The following is a 14,667-nucleotide window of genomic DNA, read 5'->3' on the forward strand; positions in this document are numbered from 1 at the left end:
GTTTCGTTGCTTGACATACTTGATTGTTTGTTCAGTTTTCAAGGAGCAAATTGTTCCGCCGCCTCAAATTGGCGACTTTATTAATATACCACTTATAAAAAACAAAGTCAATAACTTTATTTAATATTTTTTAAATGGAATGTAAGGGTTGTTCAAAAGACAACGTAAACTAATTTACCATGATTTAAGATTGAAAGCAAGCAAAAAATAAAAAGAATTACTTGGAATAATATTCAAATAAGTCGGAAGTGTATTTTTCAGTATAACCTATCCAATTCAATCTCATTATTATTATGTTTCGTAATGACTTTTTCAATCATAGTTTATTCCTCTTGGAGGGTATAAAACCAACAGCAATTAATTTAATAGAGGACACTAGTTAAAACATAGTGTCCTCATCCAAGTAGATTATTTATTTCGCATCTGCGGGAATAGAAGTACATCACGAATAGATGGTGCGTTAGTTAATAGCATAACAAGTCGATCAATACCTATTCCAAGTCCACCAGTTGGTGGCATACCATATTCTAGTGACTCAAGAAAATCGTCATCCATTAAATGAGCTTCATCATTACCTTGTTCACGTTCTTTAACTTGTGCTTCAAAACGCTCACGTTGATCAATCGGATCATTCAACTCACTGAAGGCATTAGCATGTTCACGACCAACAATAAATAACTCAAATCGATCTGTAAAACGTTCATCTTCTTTGTTTTTCTTAGCAAGCGGAGAGATTTCCACTGGATGCCCATAAACAAAAGTTGGTTGGATAAGTTTTTCTTCTATCTTTTGTTCAAAAAACTCGTTTACAACATGACCAAATGTCATTGTTTCTTGTATTTGGATACCATGTTCTTTCGCAAGCGCGCGTGCATCCTCACCACTCATTTTTTGCCAGAAATCTACACCGGTATACTCTTTTACAGCATCAACCATATGAAGTCTTTTCCATTTAGGGGCAAGAGAAATTTCTTCCTCACCATACGTTAACGTCGTACTACCTAATACTTCCTCTGCAATATGAGCAATCATGTTTTCTGTTAGTTCCATTACATCATGGAAATCAGCGTATGCTTCATAAAGCTCCATCATCGTGAATTCTGGGTTATGTCTAGTCGACACTCCTTCATTTCGGAACACTCGTCCTATCTCATATACTTTTTCCATGCCACCTACAATAAGTCGTTTTAGATGCAACTCAATAGCAATACGCATGTATAAAGGAATATCTAATGCATTATGATGCGTTGCAAATGGACGCGCTGATGCTCCACCCGGAATACCGTGCATCATTGGTGTTTCCACTTCTAAAAATCCATTATTGTCTAAATAACGACGCATTGATTGAATAATTTTACTCCGTAATATAAACGTTTCACGACTAGTTACGTTTGTAATCAAATCTAAGTAACGTTGACGATAACGTTGCTCGATATCCTTTAAACCATGATATTTTTCTGGTAGTGGGCGTAAAGACTTTGAAAGCAAATGGAACTCCGTAGCTTTTACAGATAGTTCACCTACTTTAGTTTTAAACATTACACCTGTGACACCAATAATATCACCCATATCTGTCGTCTTAAATACTTCGTATGCATCGTCACCAATCATATCTTTACGTACATAAATCTGTAGCTGCCCACTTAAATCTTGCACATGAGCAAACCCGGCTTTTCCTTTTCCGCGTTTTGTCATCATTCGTCCAGCTATCGTCACTTGATCTGTATTTTCTTCCAATTCCTCTTTAGAAAATTGATCATAACTTTTTTTCAGCTCTTCAGTGGAATGCGTACGAACAAACTTACCGCCGAACGGATCAATCCCCTGTTCACGATATGTAGCCAATTTGTCTCGTCGAACCTGCATTTGTTCATTTATTTCTTCTGACATAGTAATCACTCCAATAATACTTTTTATATATAACCGCAAACCGTACAAGTGATGTTGCAATCATTTATCGTACATTATATAGGAAGAACTAAAATTTTTCATGTATTTACGTATCTTCTGGTCAACTAAAAACTGCCAGTATAGTAACTGGCAGCATAAAACGCAGAAATCATCTTATCTAAGAAGTGATACTTGCTTCCAATTCTTCTATCAAAATATTTAGGAAGCCAAAGTCTTTCCTCCCTTAGGAGGCTAGCACTCAAATCGTACTATTAACAATTTGAAACCCTATTCTGCCTCCTTCAAGTGTTGAACTTCCCCAATTAACTCTTCCGTTGAGACTGCTAGGTAATCAGAAATTTGTTCTAATAACACTTCGGGGGCTTCCTTTACTCCTCGCTCTATACTTCGAAGCTCGGAGATGGAAACATGTAATGCCTTAGCAAAATCTATTTGTGTATATCCTTTTAATTTACGAAATGCTTTTATTCGTCTGCCTACTCTTTCGATGTCCATAGCCTTACATCCTTTACATCTTGCTCATTCAGTTGCTGTAAGTAATCTGACACCTGTTTTCCGCTACTACCTAATTTCAAAGCAGAATGCAACTCGTTTAATGGTATTAAAACAAATGCACGCTCATGCATTCGTGGGTGTGGCAAAATTAACCGTTCTGTTTTTCTATTTTCATTATTATAGGTTAAAATGTCAAGGTCAATCGTACGAGGGCCAAATCGAATTTCGCGCTTACGACCCAACTCGTTTTCAATGTGCTGGCACGCGTCCAACAGTTCGTTTGGAGAAAGGGTTGTTTCAATCTCCACCACCATATTTAAAAAGTCCGCCTGATCGGTATACCCTACAGGTGCTGTTTCGTAAATTGAGGACTGTTTTATTATCGTAATGTGCTCATGTATCTCCAGTTCATGTATTGCTTTTTGCAAATGGGTAAATCGTGGTTCTATATTCGTTCCAAGAGCTAAAAAAATTCTATTCATTACACTTTCTCCCTAAAAATTTCTACTGCTACCGATTCGTAGTGGCCGCGAATTGGCGGATCTGGCTTCACAACTTTTACCAAACATGCCTGTAATAAATCAAATTTGGATAATAGTTTAGCGGCTATTTCTTCGGCTACCGCCTCAATTAAATTTTTTGGTTCACCTTCGACAATTTCCTGTATAGTTTCATATACATGTCCATAGTGAATGGAGTCTTCCATACGATCACTTTTGCCCGCTTGCTCTAAGTTTACCATTAACTCTACATCCACGTTAAACCGTTGTCCAAGCGAATTTTCCTCTGGAAGTAAACCATGATACCCATAAAATTGCAACTTCTTCATTATTATTTTATCCATTAGTTGTCATTACCTCCAGCCAGCATCGCATCCATCATCTTTGCAAGTTCAACATGCCGCTTCACATCATGGACGCGCACAAGTTGTATACCTTTTTGGATAGCTAAACACGTTGTTGCACCCGTACCATTATCGCGTTCTTCTGGTGGGACGTCTAATATATTGCCAATAAATGTTTTACGTGAAGCGCCTAAAAGAATCGGATAACCAAGTTCATTAAATGCTTCCAGATTGTTCATGACGGCCAAATTATCTGCTTGTGTTTTAGCGAATCCAATTCCTGGATCAAGAATAATATGTTCCTCTTTTACACCTGCCTGTCTTGCAATCTCAATGCTCTCCTTTAAATCTTTTTTCATATCATCAATTAGTGATGTGTAATTTTTATTATTACGATTATGCATTAATATGATTGGTACATCATATTCTGCTGCAACGTCTGCTATTTCAGGTTCTTTTTTGGCGCCCCATACATCATTTATAATTTCGGCACCAGCTTCAATAGCTGCTCTAGCTGCCTTTGCTTTATATGTATCAATTGAAATGGGAATCGTAACCGCAGCTTTCACAGCTTTGATCATAGGCACAACTCGTTTAATTTCTTCATCAACTGAAACCGGCTCATGATTAGGACGAGTTGACTCTCCACCAATATCAATAATATCGGCACCTTGTTTCTCCATTTCAATTGCTTGCTTCACTGCTTTTTCTATTGTGGTATAACTTCCACCGTCTGAAAATGAATCTGGCGTTACATTTAGAATTCCCATGACATACGTCCGTTTTGATAAATCGTAGGTCGCTGTATTGGTTTTCAGTATTGCTTGCATTTTATTACCTTCTTCCACGTATCCTCTATTCCTTTTAATCGTATCACAGCGTAAAAAAAAGGACTAGTACCGATTTTTTTCGATACCAGTCCTTGTTAATTCTAACTTATTGTTCTGTTTCTTCGAATTCATATAGTGGAGTTGATAAGTATCGTTCCCCATTACTAGGTAGAACAGCAACTACCTTTTTGCCTTTACCTAGTTTTTTCGCAACTTGTTTGGCAGCAGCTATTGCAGCACCAGATGAGATTCCACCGAGAATACCTTCTTTCTTAGCAACTTCACGAGAAGTATCGAAAGCTTCTTCGTTTGTAATTCGAATGACATCATCATATATATCTGTATCCAACACTTTTGGTACGAATCCTGCACCAAGTCCCTGAATTTTATGTGGTCCAGGTGAACCACCAGATAAAATCGCTGAATCAGATGGTTCGACAGCATAAATTTTAATACCATCAAAATGATCTTTTAAAACTTTCCCTGCTCCGGTGATCGTTCCACCTGTTCCAATTCCAGAAATAAATGCATCGAGACCATCTTTCATTTGTTCGACGATTTCATTACCTGTAGTTCTGGCATGTACATCAGGATTTGCTTTATTATTGAATTGTTGTGGCATAAAATAACCATTCTCTTCTTTTAATTCCTCTGCCTTTTTAATTGCAGCATTCATTCCACCAGACCCAGGAGTTAAAACTAGCTTAGCACCATATGCTCTTAATAAGTTTTGGCGTTCTTTACTCATTGTATCGGGCATAACTAAAATTGTTTTGTATCCTTTAGCAGCTCCAACCATTGCAAGCCCAATTCCAGTGTTACCACTTGTGGGTTCAATAATGGTGTCACCTTCCTTTAATACGCCTTCTTCTTCGGCAGCTTCAATCATTGCTAAAGCAATTCGATCCTTCACAGAACTTCCTGGATTCATATACTCGAGCTTTAAGTAAATATCTGCACTATCCGCATCAGCCGAACGATTTAACTTAACCATTGGCGTTTGGCCAATCAAACCAGCAATATTATCAGCAACTCTCATACAACTACCTCCTAATTCCTAGTAATTTTATAGGATTTATTTACAATGTACAACGCAATTCGTTAATTGTCAAACAATGCTTACTATTTAGGTATTACTCTTTTTCTTTTTCATATACCCACTCTATATCTAACTTATTCCAAAGTGGTTCAGTGGTTAATGATTGATCTAATTTATCCAAAGCTAGTTCTCTTTTTAAATATGGTTTAATTTCTTCATACGTGAAATTAATATCAGGTAATAAGCGATGTAAAAAAATAATAGCTATGCCAGTATTACTCGCAAAGGGTTCACTATATGTTCCTGCTTCCATCTCTTTTGCGGTTTCATAATAGCCATCAGGCAAAAACTGACTATTGGTTTGAAAATAGCCAAGATATCCCCCATCTTTTTTGGTGTCCTCATCAATTGAATATTCCTTTGCAAGTAATTGGAAAGAAGCGCCGTTATCAAGCTCCTTTTTCACTTTTTCAGCTGTTTCCATATCCTGCACTATTATATGAGAGACTTTGATAGATGATGAAAAGTTGTATTGATTTTTATACTCATTGTAGTACGATCTCATCTCTTCTTCAGGAATTTCTGTATCCATTGTCAATAGAGCACCGAGTTGATAGCGGTAAATAATATCCTTTCGCCATTCTTTTTCTTTTTGCTTTATTTCTTTTGGAGTCATCGGACCTTGCATACCTGTAAGTAAGGCGAGCTCTCGTTCAATAATTTTTTCACTAACTTCAATATCATGCTTCTCCGCCAATTGTTTAACAATTTCCGCGTCGACCATTCGTTTTAACTGGTCTTTTCCGTTTGTTTCACGCAGCTTAGACATCCATGCTTCGTATGAAATTGTTTCCCCGTTTATTGTCGCAACAGGCTCTTGTGCGTCCACTTCTTTTTCACCATTTTCCAGAACAACCTTGTCATCATCTTTATTCCAGAACAATAACGTAGCAACATTTGTAATCAACAATACAACAATTATCCCCAATAATAATTTTTTTGGCATATAAAGCTCCCTATCCTAACCATTTTTAATCTGTTTGTTTTAATGCTTCTAACTCTTCCACATTGAACTGATAGATCTCATTACAAAAATGACACGTAGCTTCTGCACCTTCGTCTTCATCAATCATTTTTTGTATTTCATCGTTACCTAGTCCACCTATAGCTCGTTCAATCCGTTCTTTGGAGCATTTGCATGAAAATTCTATAGGCAATGATTCATGTATTTTAACTTCTTCATCTCCGAAAAGTCTTTGTAAAATTTGTTGTGGTGACTTCCCTTCTTGAATTAACGATGAAATTGGTGGGAACGATTGTATCTGTTCTTCCAATCGTTCAATTACTTCTTCATCGGCACCAGGCATGACTTGAATAATGAATCCGCCGGCAGCTAGTACCGAGTGGTCTGGGTTAATGAGTACCCCTGCACCTACTGCAGAAGGTACTTGTTCGGAATTAGCAAAGTAATACGTGAAATCCTCACTTATCTCTCCAGAAACAATTGGTACTTGTCCTGTAAAATAATCTTTTAGCCCTAAATCCTTAATAACACTTATGTTTCCTTCTGTTCCAACCGCACGTGCAACATCTAATTTACCTTTACTGTTTAGATCAAAATCAACATGAGGATTTGTTACATATCCACGTACTTCTCCATGTGCATTTGCATCAGCTATAATTGGGCCGATCGGTCCATTCCCTTCTACTTTTACTGTAATGGAGTCATCACCCTTCATCATTGCGCCCATCATAGCTGTTATTGTAATAGTCCGTCCTAATGCTGCAGAGGTTGTTGCCCATGAATCATGCCGACGCTGTGCTTCACTGACCGTATTGGTTGTCGTGCTTGCATAAGCGCGAACCATTCCATTATAGGTCGTTGCCTTTACTAGATAATCCTTCATAAAAATTTACTCCTTTTCCAAGTTGCGTTTATAAATGATATACAATCCTTTTAACGTCAAGTTTGAATCAACGTCATCGATTGTTTTTGAATCGTCCGCAATAAGTTTTGCTAACCCACCCGTTGCAACTACTGTTGGAGTTTCGTTAGCTTGATGTTTAATTCTAGAAACTACTTCATCCACCTGACCAATATAACCATAATAAATTCCTGCCTGCATCGCTTCGACAGTAGAAGTACCAATTACACTTGAAGGACTTGTAATTTCTACCTTTGGTAGCTTTGATGCTTTTTTATATAATGCTTCTAACGAAATATGAATTCCAGGTGCTATCGCTCCACCTTCATATTCTTTGTTTTCATTAACATAACAGTATGTTGTTGCTGTTCCAAAATCGATAATGACTAACGGCGAGCCGTATTCTTCTATGGCCCCAACCGCATTAACAATCCTGTCTGCACCTATTTCCTTTGGATTCGGGTATTTCATCGATAAATAGGATTGTACATTATCTTTTCCAATAACCATTGCCTCTTGATTAAAGTATTTCTTACACATTTTTTCTAGGGCAAACATAATCGGTGGCACAACTGAAGATATAATAATTCCTTTAATATCGTTAAAGGAAATGTTCCGATGTTCTAATAGTGATTTTATAAGCATAGCAAATTCATCTTCTGTTTTATAGCGATCTGTCTTAATCCGCCATTCGTGAATTAATTTATCTTGATCGAATACACCTAATACCGTATTCGTATTTCCTACGTCCAGAACAAACAACATATTTTATTCATATCCTTCCACTCAACAATCAATTTCCTTAAATATATCACATATTTATAAGTGAAGAAAAACGTATACTTTTGTAGCAGTGCGAAAAAACAACCCTCCATTACGAAGGGTTGTTTTTATATAGGATATCGTTATTCCTTTTTATTATCCTCATCCAAAGAAGAAGGCTCTTCATCTTTTTCTTCATGAACGTCTTCTTCTAATTCTTTTCTTGCTTTTTCTTTTGCTTCCTCAAATGTTTCCGGTACTGTGTCATCATCTTTTGGATGGATATTCACTCGCAAATCTTTATCCTCATCTTCGGATTTTTTTGGAGTTTCCACATCTTTCACCGGTTCAGGAAGTTTACCATCTTCGAATAAACCTTTTATTTGTCGAGCATCTAACGTTTCAACCTCTAATAGTGTTTGTGCAACAAGTTCTAGCTTATCCTTATTTTCTGTAAGGATTTGTTTTGCACGTTCATAACAGAAGTTGATAAAGTTTTGCATTTCTTTATCGATTTCATGCGCAATACTATCACTGTATGTTGTATCATTCTGAATGTCTCGACCAAGGAATACTTGATTGTTACCACCACTTGTAAATTGTAATGGACCAATTTTGTCACTCATACCATACTCCGTAACCATTTTACGTGCAATACCTGTAGCACGCTGGAAGTCATTATGAGCTCCGGTACTTACTTCACCAAAGATAATTTCCTCTGCTACACGGCCACCAAGTAGCCCTGTTATTTTATCCAGCAATTCTGGTTTTGTCATAAAGTAACGGTCTTCTTTCGGAAGCATAACAGCATAACCACCAGCTTGACCACGTGGGACAATGGTTACTTTATGAACCATATCCGCATCATCCAACACCATCCCAATAATCGTGTGACCACTTTCATGGTATGCCACAATGTTACGCTCTTTCTTAGAAATAACTCTACTTTTCTTCGCAGGACCAGCGATAACGCGGTCAATTGCTTCATCAAGATCAAGCATGTCAATTGTTTTCTTATCTTGACGTGCTGCTACTAATGCAGCTTCATTTAACAGATTCTCTAAGTCTGCTCCAGAGAAACCTGGCGTACGCATTGCAATAACTTTCATGTCAATTGCTGGATCTAACGGTTTATTTTTAGCATGTACCGCTAATACTTCTTCACGGCCCTTAACGTCTGGACGGTCAACTGTAATTTGACGGTCAAAACGACCCGGACGTAATAATGCAGGGTCAAGTATATCAGGACGGTTAGTAGCAGCAATAATAATTATACCTTCGTTTACTCCAAAACCATCCATTTCAACAAGTAGTTGGTTCAGGGTTTGTTCACGTTCGTCGTGTCCACCACCAAGACCAGCTCCACGTTGACGACCAACTGCATCAATCTCATCAATGAAGATAATACATGGTGCATTTTTCTTTGCATTTTCAAATAAATCACGGACACGAGAAGCACCTACACCGACAAACATTTCTACGAAGTCAGAACCACTAATAGAGAAGAAAGGCTTGCCAGCTTCACCTGCTACCGCACGTGCAAGTAATGTTTTACCAGTACCAGGAGGGCCAACTAGTAGAACCCCTTTTGGAATTCGTGCACCCACTTGTGAAAATTTACGTGGATCTTTCAAAAAGTCAACAACTTCTACAAGCTCTTGCTTTTCTTCATCCGCGCCTGCTACATCTTTAAAACGAACCTTTTTCTTTTCTTCTGTAAACATTTTCGCTTTACTTTTTCCAAAGTTCATCACACGGCCGCCACCGCCACCTTGTGATTGGCTAAGTATGAAGAAGAAAAATAATCCTATAAGTAAAAACGGAACAATTCCTGTTAAGAAGGTAATCCATGCACTAGGCTGTTCTTCTTGTTCAACATTTAATACACTTTGTTCATTAGCTATTTCATAAATATTTGCTATAATATCTGTGTTTTCTGGAACCTGAGTAACAAATTGTTGATCTCCTTCTTCCAGTTCACCAGTTATTCGTATTACTTTATTTACAGGCTGCATGGTCATTTCTGCAATATCACCATTATTTAATGCCTGCATAAACTCTTCAACATTTAAATCTTTTGCTTGTTCATCTTGGCCTCTAAATAATTCGATAACTGCCACGACTACTAGAAAAATTAGGAACCAAAAGAACACATTCCGCATTAATCGTTTCATTACTTACCTCCTCCCAAACGGGAAAAACTACAAACAATGGTATCATAGGAAAAAGTTACAATACAACTATTTCCACTTGACTAGACATTATTTTGTAAAGTTATTTTTATGTTTCTATTTTACATCATGATTAAAAAAGTAATACCAAACATTTAGTGACAAGTATTGTATATTTACGTTTACTGCTGCCTATCTACTTGTACGCCACCTCATTATTCTTCTCCACCGTATATTTCTGGTTTTAATACCCCGATATACGGTAAGTTTCGGTATTTCTCTTGATAATCTAAACCATACCCAACTACAAATTCGTCTGGCACGTCAAAACCAATAACATCTGCTTTGATATCTGCAGTTCTGCCAGATGGTTTGTCGAGCAAGGTTACAATTCGGATGGACTTCGCTTTTCGGTACTTAAACAAGTCGACTAAGTAGCTTAGTGTAAGACCGCTATCAATAATGTCTTCTATTATTAAAAGATCGCGCCCTTCTACTTTTGTGTCTAAATCCTTCACAATTTTCACTTCACCAGATGAGCGGGTCTTACCTCCATAACTAGAAACATCCATAAAGTCCATTTCTAAGTGGGTGTCCATATGCCGTAATACATCTGACATAAATGGCATCGCACCTTTTAACACACCGATTGCTAAAGGAAATTTCCCATCATATTCTTCTGTAAGTTGTTTTCCAATTTCTTCGCATTTTTTTGCGATTTCCTCTTTTGTGACCAATATCTTCTCAATATCGTTATGCATGCCTGTTCCTCCTACCTAGTAGCTTTTTCATAGTAAAGTTGTATAAATGAGGTGTCTTTTGTCTCGTTTTTTGGCTCACCTTTTTTTAGTCCTACAAGCCATAAGATTTCTCCATTGTTATCCGTCACAATCGGCCAAGAATCACGTAATCTGGATGGAATTTTTTCATCGATGAATATATCTTTTATTTTCTTACTTCCATTCAGACCTTTCCATCTCATCCTATCTCCTGGCTTCCTCGTTCTAATATGTAATGGCAGTGCAACTTGAGTACTGCCACATAAATAAAATTTCTGACTTTTATTATGTAGGTTGTCTATAAAATCAGCCCGAATAATCGATCCATCGGGTAATGTGACTTCGCCAGGAATCGTAATGGCTTTATGAAATGGAGATGGTTGAGGCAGCTTGTTTTCGAAGTAAATGTTCATCGTTCGGTAGGATTTCTCAACCTTTAAATGATGTGGGAAATCTAAACTACCACTGGCCTTTTGGTTATTCATCAATGCAAAAAACTGTTCCTCATGCATATACGATAAATTTTTAGGCAATTCATCATATAGATAACTCAATATTAGATGATAGGCTCTTCTTTGTAAAGCACTGTGCTGCTCCTGAAACGAATCAATTTCGATTGTTGAAAAATTGCCATCTCTGTTCAATTTAACAGCCTGTTGTACAAGCTTTTTCGCCTCCATGGTCAAAAAATCATTATCTGACTGCAGGGATTTACTTAAATGCTGTACTGTTGTATGTATATTATTGTTTTGACTTTTTAGTATTGGAAGTACGTGCTTACGAAAATAATTCCTTGTATAATCCGTTGACAAGTTGGACGGGTCAAGCCTTGATGGGATATTATTTTTTAAACAGTATTCTTTAATTTCATTTTTGGTAACCCCCAAAAATGGGCGAATGATTTTGCCATTAGCGAATGGACGTACTACAGGCATTCCTGAAAGGGCTCTACTATTACTAGACCGTGCAAATCCCATTAGCATGGTTTCTACTTGATCATCACCATGATGACCAAGCGCAAGATAATCAGCGCCATATTCCTTCATCTTTTTAGAAAAAAATTGGTATCGCATTTTCCTAGCTGCTACTTGTGTTCCAAAACCTTTCTCTTTCTTGTACGAAGGAACGTCTAAAGAAGTTCCACAAAAATCAATATCCCACTTTGCACACACTCTCTCTACAAAACGTAGATCTTCTAATGACTCTTCACCACGTAGTTGATGATCTACGGTGAGTGCTACAAGATTTAAATTCCACTCTTTACGTATAGAATGAAAAAAATGAAGAAGTGCCATCGAATCTGGACCACCCGAAACTGCAACTAACACCGTTGCATCAGGTGAAAGCAGCCCATTATTCCGCATAAATACATGTACACTTTCTTTCATTTTTACTACATCCTTTGTAATTAAAATTGTGGAATGATTTTATCCTATCATACCCTAAGATTAATATAAAAGAACTACCATTAAGGAAGAAATAGCGAAACAAGATAATAAAATAAAGCAACGATTGAGATACCTGTTGACTCAACAAGTAACGAGGCTTTCTGATTTCGTTGCTTACGTAACTGACGTGGCTGGCGCTGTCTTGGACGGTTAAGCAACATCTCGATATCTTTTTTCATTTCCAAGCTAGATTGATATTTTCCCTGTAATGCTTTAACTAGACTAGGTAAATACGGGCGTAAAGGTGATACTTTTTTTAGTTTATCAATGATTATCGCTTCCGAATTGCTTCCTCGATCAAATTGGTTAGGATAGTATATTTTGACGAAAACCATCACAAGTGCAAACAAATCATAACTAGGTTCTGCCTTCCTTGTACCCATTCCCCAATATCCACGATCGTAAAACTCTGTATACTCTTTTATTGCTCTTCCAATTTGTGTAGTCCCACCGACGTCAATCCACCGGACTTTAGGAGGGGAATGTAAGACTAATAAGTTTTCCTCCTTTAAGTCACCGAACACCCAGCCCGCTTTATGAAGACCAGCTAAATCATCGAGGAGTTGAAGCATCAGAACGCCAATCCAGGAGCTGCCATTCCGTTTGATAAAGGATGATAGACTTTGGCCCTGTATATATTCCATTACATAGAAAGAAAAAACTGTCCCAACAGGCGTAAGCCAATCATCCACATCAACTAAAGAAGGTCCAAGACGACTTCCTTGGACCTTTTGTAACGATTTTAAAACATTTACCTCCATCGTCATAGACATACTTTTCTCACTTATTTTAAGCGCAACGCGTTTTCCCCCAACTTCACAGAGAAAAACACTCCCTATCGCACCATTGCCAAGTTTTTTTATAACGGCATAGCGTTTATTATGCCATTTACCTACAATGACGGTGCCGGGCTTAATATTAATACCATGCTTCTTCGACTGGTGGTTCGTCTTCATCGTCAAAGCTCCTTAGCAAGCTTGTTTTACCAAATTGATACATCGCCTCGCGAATTGCCGGTCCTGTTGGCGTAATTCCTCCACTAGTAAGTTTCGGAAATATAGCAGATATAGAATCTAGCCTTGGTGACCAGTCTAAAATTTGTTTAATATCTTTTTTCCGATCAGGGAAGGTGAAAACACAGTAACGATTTCGCCCAATTCTAGCATTTAAACTAATTGACAAATCAATTAAAGCTTCTTTCACGGTCGGCAACTTATCATGCATACTTGCGCTTGTATCAACTAAAACGAGTACTTCTAAATCACAAGTCTCTCCTAGTTCCTCAACGACCTCCATGATTTCGCCACGCTTTTCTGGCTCTAACTCATCCATTGTTTGCTTTGGACCAAGAATTTGTTGTAATTCTTGATTGACAAAACCTTGTAACGTTTGTGTCATTGCTTGTTTTGTAACCATTTGTACTGTCTGGGATAACGACTTCTTATAAACAATTTGGCTTACGCCTCCACCAGAAAGCGCAACTTCTTCAACTTCTTCTAATCCTTCTGGCTGTTCTGTCTGATCATCATCCAATATTCCTATTACATTCACCGTAATCCCTTGCTTGTGAGCAAGTGCTGCAGTCGCAGCTGGGTCTTCCCCTTTATTCGAACAACCATCTGTAATTAAAAGGATTTGCTTTAGTGTACCTTTTTTCATCCAATCCACCTCCAACTCTTTCCTAATCATCCTCGCCAAAATTCAGGAAATTTATACCTATTTGGTAGGTGGAAATAACCAATATTTTCATCATAATCTTATCTTGACTACTGGAATACGACGACCCCGGCCGGATTACTGGATAAGTAGAAGCCAGATACTGCTCGGCAACGGACACAGAAGCCTTTATTTTCACTTTTGGGGCATGTTTTATGGGTTAAACGGACTCAGGATGCCTTATTAAGGTAAAAACAAGTTGAAATCAGACTTTTTTACTAAATAAGGTATCCTGAGTCCGCTAACAACTACATTTGCCCCAATTTTGCACAAATAAGGGCTCTGGTGTCCGCTTATTTTAATTTCACTACTAGTAATCATTCTCTTATTAACAAGTGAATGTTTTTTCTCAGTATACGTAGACTGCGACGTAATTTGGAATATGGTAGCTTGCCGCTACGGAAAAACATTTCGCTTTCCGCGGGCTTGCGCTGAGTCTCCTCGGAGCAAAAACCGCTCACTGCGGGGTCTCATCACTTCGCTTTCCCGCAGGAGTCTTCATGTTTTTCCTTCGCTGGAATTGCACCCCATTATTCTTGCTTCATTTGTTAAAAAAACATGAGTTACACGCTATTTTGGCAGTTGATTGGAGCGGAAGGCAGTCGACTCCTTGAAAAAGAAAATCACTTTTTCTGCGTGCGATGTTTTTTCAGGGAAGCTTTCCTTGTCCTACGGGATTAATAGGCATAGGTGAGACCCCACAGTGCGATATTAATGATGGCCGACTAAAACCGTCCTTTGCGGACA

Annotated in this window: 14 protein-coding genes; all 14 read right to left on the reverse strand. The window is 37.8% G+C overall.

From position 1 onward, the window contains the following. Nucleotides 1-408: 408 nt before the first annotated feature. The 14 genes from lysS to ACY9Z2_RS17745 all read right to left on the reverse strand — a co-directional run bounded on the left by lysS (nucleotide 409) and on the right by ACY9Z2_RS17745 (nucleotide 13,863). Entirely contained in the window at nucleotides 409-1,890 is a 1,482-nt protein-coding gene (gene lysS, locus ACY9Z2_RS17680) for a lysine--tRNA ligase (RefSeq protein WP_463610993.1), read from the reverse strand. 288 nt (nucleotides 1,891-2,178) lie between these two features. After that, nucleotides 2,179-2,406, reverse strand: a complete 228-nt coding sequence (locus ACY9Z2_RS17685) for a helix-turn-helix domain-containing protein (RefSeq protein WP_463610994.1) — start codon at nucleotides 2,404-2,406, stop codon at nucleotides 2,179-2,181. Further along, nucleotides 2,388-2,888: a 2-amino-4-hydroxy-6-hydroxymethyldihydropteridine diphosphokinase gene (gene folK / locus ACY9Z2_RS17690; RefSeq protein ID WP_463610995.1), complete on the reverse strand. Its 501-nt coding sequence runs from the start codon at nucleotides 2,886-2,888 to the stop codon at nucleotides 2,388-2,390. The genes ACY9Z2_RS17685 and folK overlap by 19 nt, the downstream gene beginning before the upstream one ends. Next, on the reverse strand, nucleotides 2,888-3,250 hold the full coding sequence (folB, locus tag ACY9Z2_RS17695; RefSeq protein ID WP_463610996.1) for a dihydroneopterin aldolase: 363 nt from the start codon (nucleotides 3,248-3,250) through the stop codon (nucleotides 2,888-2,890). The genes folK and folB overlap by 1 nt, the downstream gene beginning before the upstream one ends. Next, nucleotides 3,250-4,080 carry a dihydropteroate synthase gene (folP, locus tag ACY9Z2_RS17700; RefSeq protein ID WP_463610997.1) on the reverse strand — a complete coding sequence of 277 codons (831 nt, stop codon included), beginning with the start codon at nucleotides 4,078-4,080 and terminating at the stop codon, nucleotides 3,250-3,252. Before folP ends, folB begins: the two co-directional genes overlap by 1 nt. 106 nt (nucleotides 4,081-4,186) lie before the next feature. Then, complete coding sequence (gene cysK / locus ACY9Z2_RS17705) at nucleotides 4,187-5,119, reverse strand: cysteine synthase A (RefSeq protein WP_463610998.1); 933 nt, start codon at nucleotides 5,117-5,119, stop codon at nucleotides 4,187-4,189. Nucleotides 5,120-5,213: 94 nt separating this feature from the next. Next, nucleotides 5,214-6,125, reverse strand: coding sequence for a peptidylprolyl isomerase (locus ACY9Z2_RS17710; RefSeq protein WP_463610999.1), 912 nt, complete (start codon nucleotides 6,123-6,125; stop codon nucleotides 5,214-5,216). A 25-nt stretch (nucleotides 6,126-6,150) separates the two neighbouring features. Continuing rightward, nucleotides 6,151-7,026, reverse strand: a complete 876-nt coding sequence (gene hslO, locus ACY9Z2_RS17715; RefSeq protein ID WP_463611000.1) for an Hsp33 family molecular chaperone HslO — start codon at nucleotides 7,024-7,026, stop codon at nucleotides 6,151-6,153. Nucleotides 7,027-7,032: 6 nt separating this feature from the next. Further along, nucleotides 7,033-7,809: a type III pantothenate kinase gene (locus tag ACY9Z2_RS17720; RefSeq protein ID WP_463611001.1), complete on the reverse strand. Its 777-nt coding sequence runs from the start codon at nucleotides 7,807-7,809 to the stop codon at nucleotides 7,033-7,035. A 140-nt stretch (nucleotides 7,810-7,949) separates the two neighbouring features. After that, nucleotides 7,950-9,980, reverse strand: a complete 2,031-nt coding sequence (gene ftsH, locus ACY9Z2_RS17725; RefSeq protein WP_463611002.1) for an ATP-dependent zinc metalloprotease FtsH — start codon at nucleotides 9,978-9,980, stop codon at nucleotides 7,950-7,952. Between the two features lie 212 nt (nucleotides 9,981-10,192). Next, entirely contained in the window at nucleotides 10,193-10,738 is a 546-nt protein-coding gene (gene hpt / locus ACY9Z2_RS17730; protein WP_463611003.1) for a hypoxanthine phosphoribosyltransferase, read from the reverse strand. Between the two features lie 11 nt (nucleotides 10,739-10,749). After that, nucleotides 10,750-12,144, reverse strand: a complete 1,395-nt coding sequence (gene tilS / locus ACY9Z2_RS17735; protein WP_463611004.1) for a tRNA lysidine(34) synthetase TilS — start codon at nucleotides 12,142-12,144, stop codon at nucleotides 10,750-10,752. Between the two features lie 80 nt (nucleotides 12,145-12,224). Further along, the gene (prkT, locus tag ACY9Z2_RS17740; RefSeq protein WP_463611005.1) at nucleotides 12,225-13,160 is read right to left on the reverse strand and encodes a serine/threonine protein kinase PrkT; all 936 of its coding nucleotides are present in this window, start codon (nucleotides 13,158-13,160) and stop codon (nucleotides 12,225-12,227) included. Further along, nucleotides 13,123-13,863, reverse strand: coding sequence for a hypothetical protein (locus ACY9Z2_RS17745; RefSeq protein ID WP_463611006.1), 741 nt, complete (start codon nucleotides 13,861-13,863; stop codon nucleotides 13,123-13,125). The genes prkT and ACY9Z2_RS17745 overlap by 38 nt, the downstream gene beginning before the upstream one ends. Between the last annotated feature and the right edge of the window lie 804 nt (nucleotides 13,864-14,667).

It is taken from the genome of Virgibacillus sp. GM2-2 (genome assembly GCF_055329585.1).

Coding starts and splice junctions, on each gene's coding strand:
- lysS (WP_463610993.1), bottom strand. CDS start 1,890: ATGTCAGAAGAAATAAATGAACAAATGCAGGTTCGACGAGACAAATTG.
- ACY9Z2_RS17685 (WP_463610994.1), bottom strand. CDS start 2,406: ATGGACATCGAAAGAGTAGGCAGACGAATAAAAGCATTTCGTAAATTA.
- folK (WP_463610995.1), bottom strand. CDS start 2,888: ATGAATAGAATTTTTTTAGCTCTTGGAACGAATATAGAACCACGATTT.
- folB (WP_463610996.1), bottom strand. CDS start 3,250: ATGGATAAAATAATAATGAAGAAGTTGCAATTTTATGGGTATCATGGT.
- folP (WP_463610997.1), bottom strand. CDS start 4,080: ATGCAAGCAATACTGAAAACCAATACAGCGACCTACGATTTATCAAAA.
- cysK (WP_463610998.1), bottom strand. CDS start 5,119: ATGAGAGTTGCTGATAATATTGCTGGTTTGATTGGCCAAACGCCAATG.
- ACY9Z2_RS17710 (WP_463610999.1), bottom strand. CDS start 6,125: ATGCCAAAAAAATTATTATTGGGGATAATTGTTGTATTGTTGATTACA.
- hslO (WP_463611000.1), bottom strand. CDS start 7,026: ATGAAGGATTATCTAGTAAAGGCAACGACCTATAATGGAATGGTTCGC.
- ACY9Z2_RS17720 (WP_463611001.1), bottom strand. CDS start 7,809: ATGTTGTTTGTTCTGGACGTAGGAAATACGAATACGGTATTAGGTGTA.
- ftsH (WP_463611002.1), bottom strand. CDS start 9,980: ATGAAACGATTAATGCGGAATGTGTTCTTTTGGTTCCTAATTTTTCTA.
- hpt (WP_463611003.1), bottom strand. CDS start 10,738: ATGCATAACGATATTGAGAAGATATTGGTCACAAAAGAGGAAATCGCA.
- tilS (WP_463611004.1), bottom strand. CDS start 12,144: ATGAAAGAAAGTGTACATGTATTTATGCGGAATAATGGGCTGCTTTCA.
- prkT (WP_463611005.1), bottom strand. CDS start 13,160: ATGAAGACGAACCACCAGTCGAAGAAGCATGGTATTAATATTAAGCCC.
- ACY9Z2_RS17745 (WP_463611006.1), bottom strand. CDS start 13,863: ATGAAAAAAGGTACACTAAAGCAAATCCTTTTAATTACAGATGGTTGT.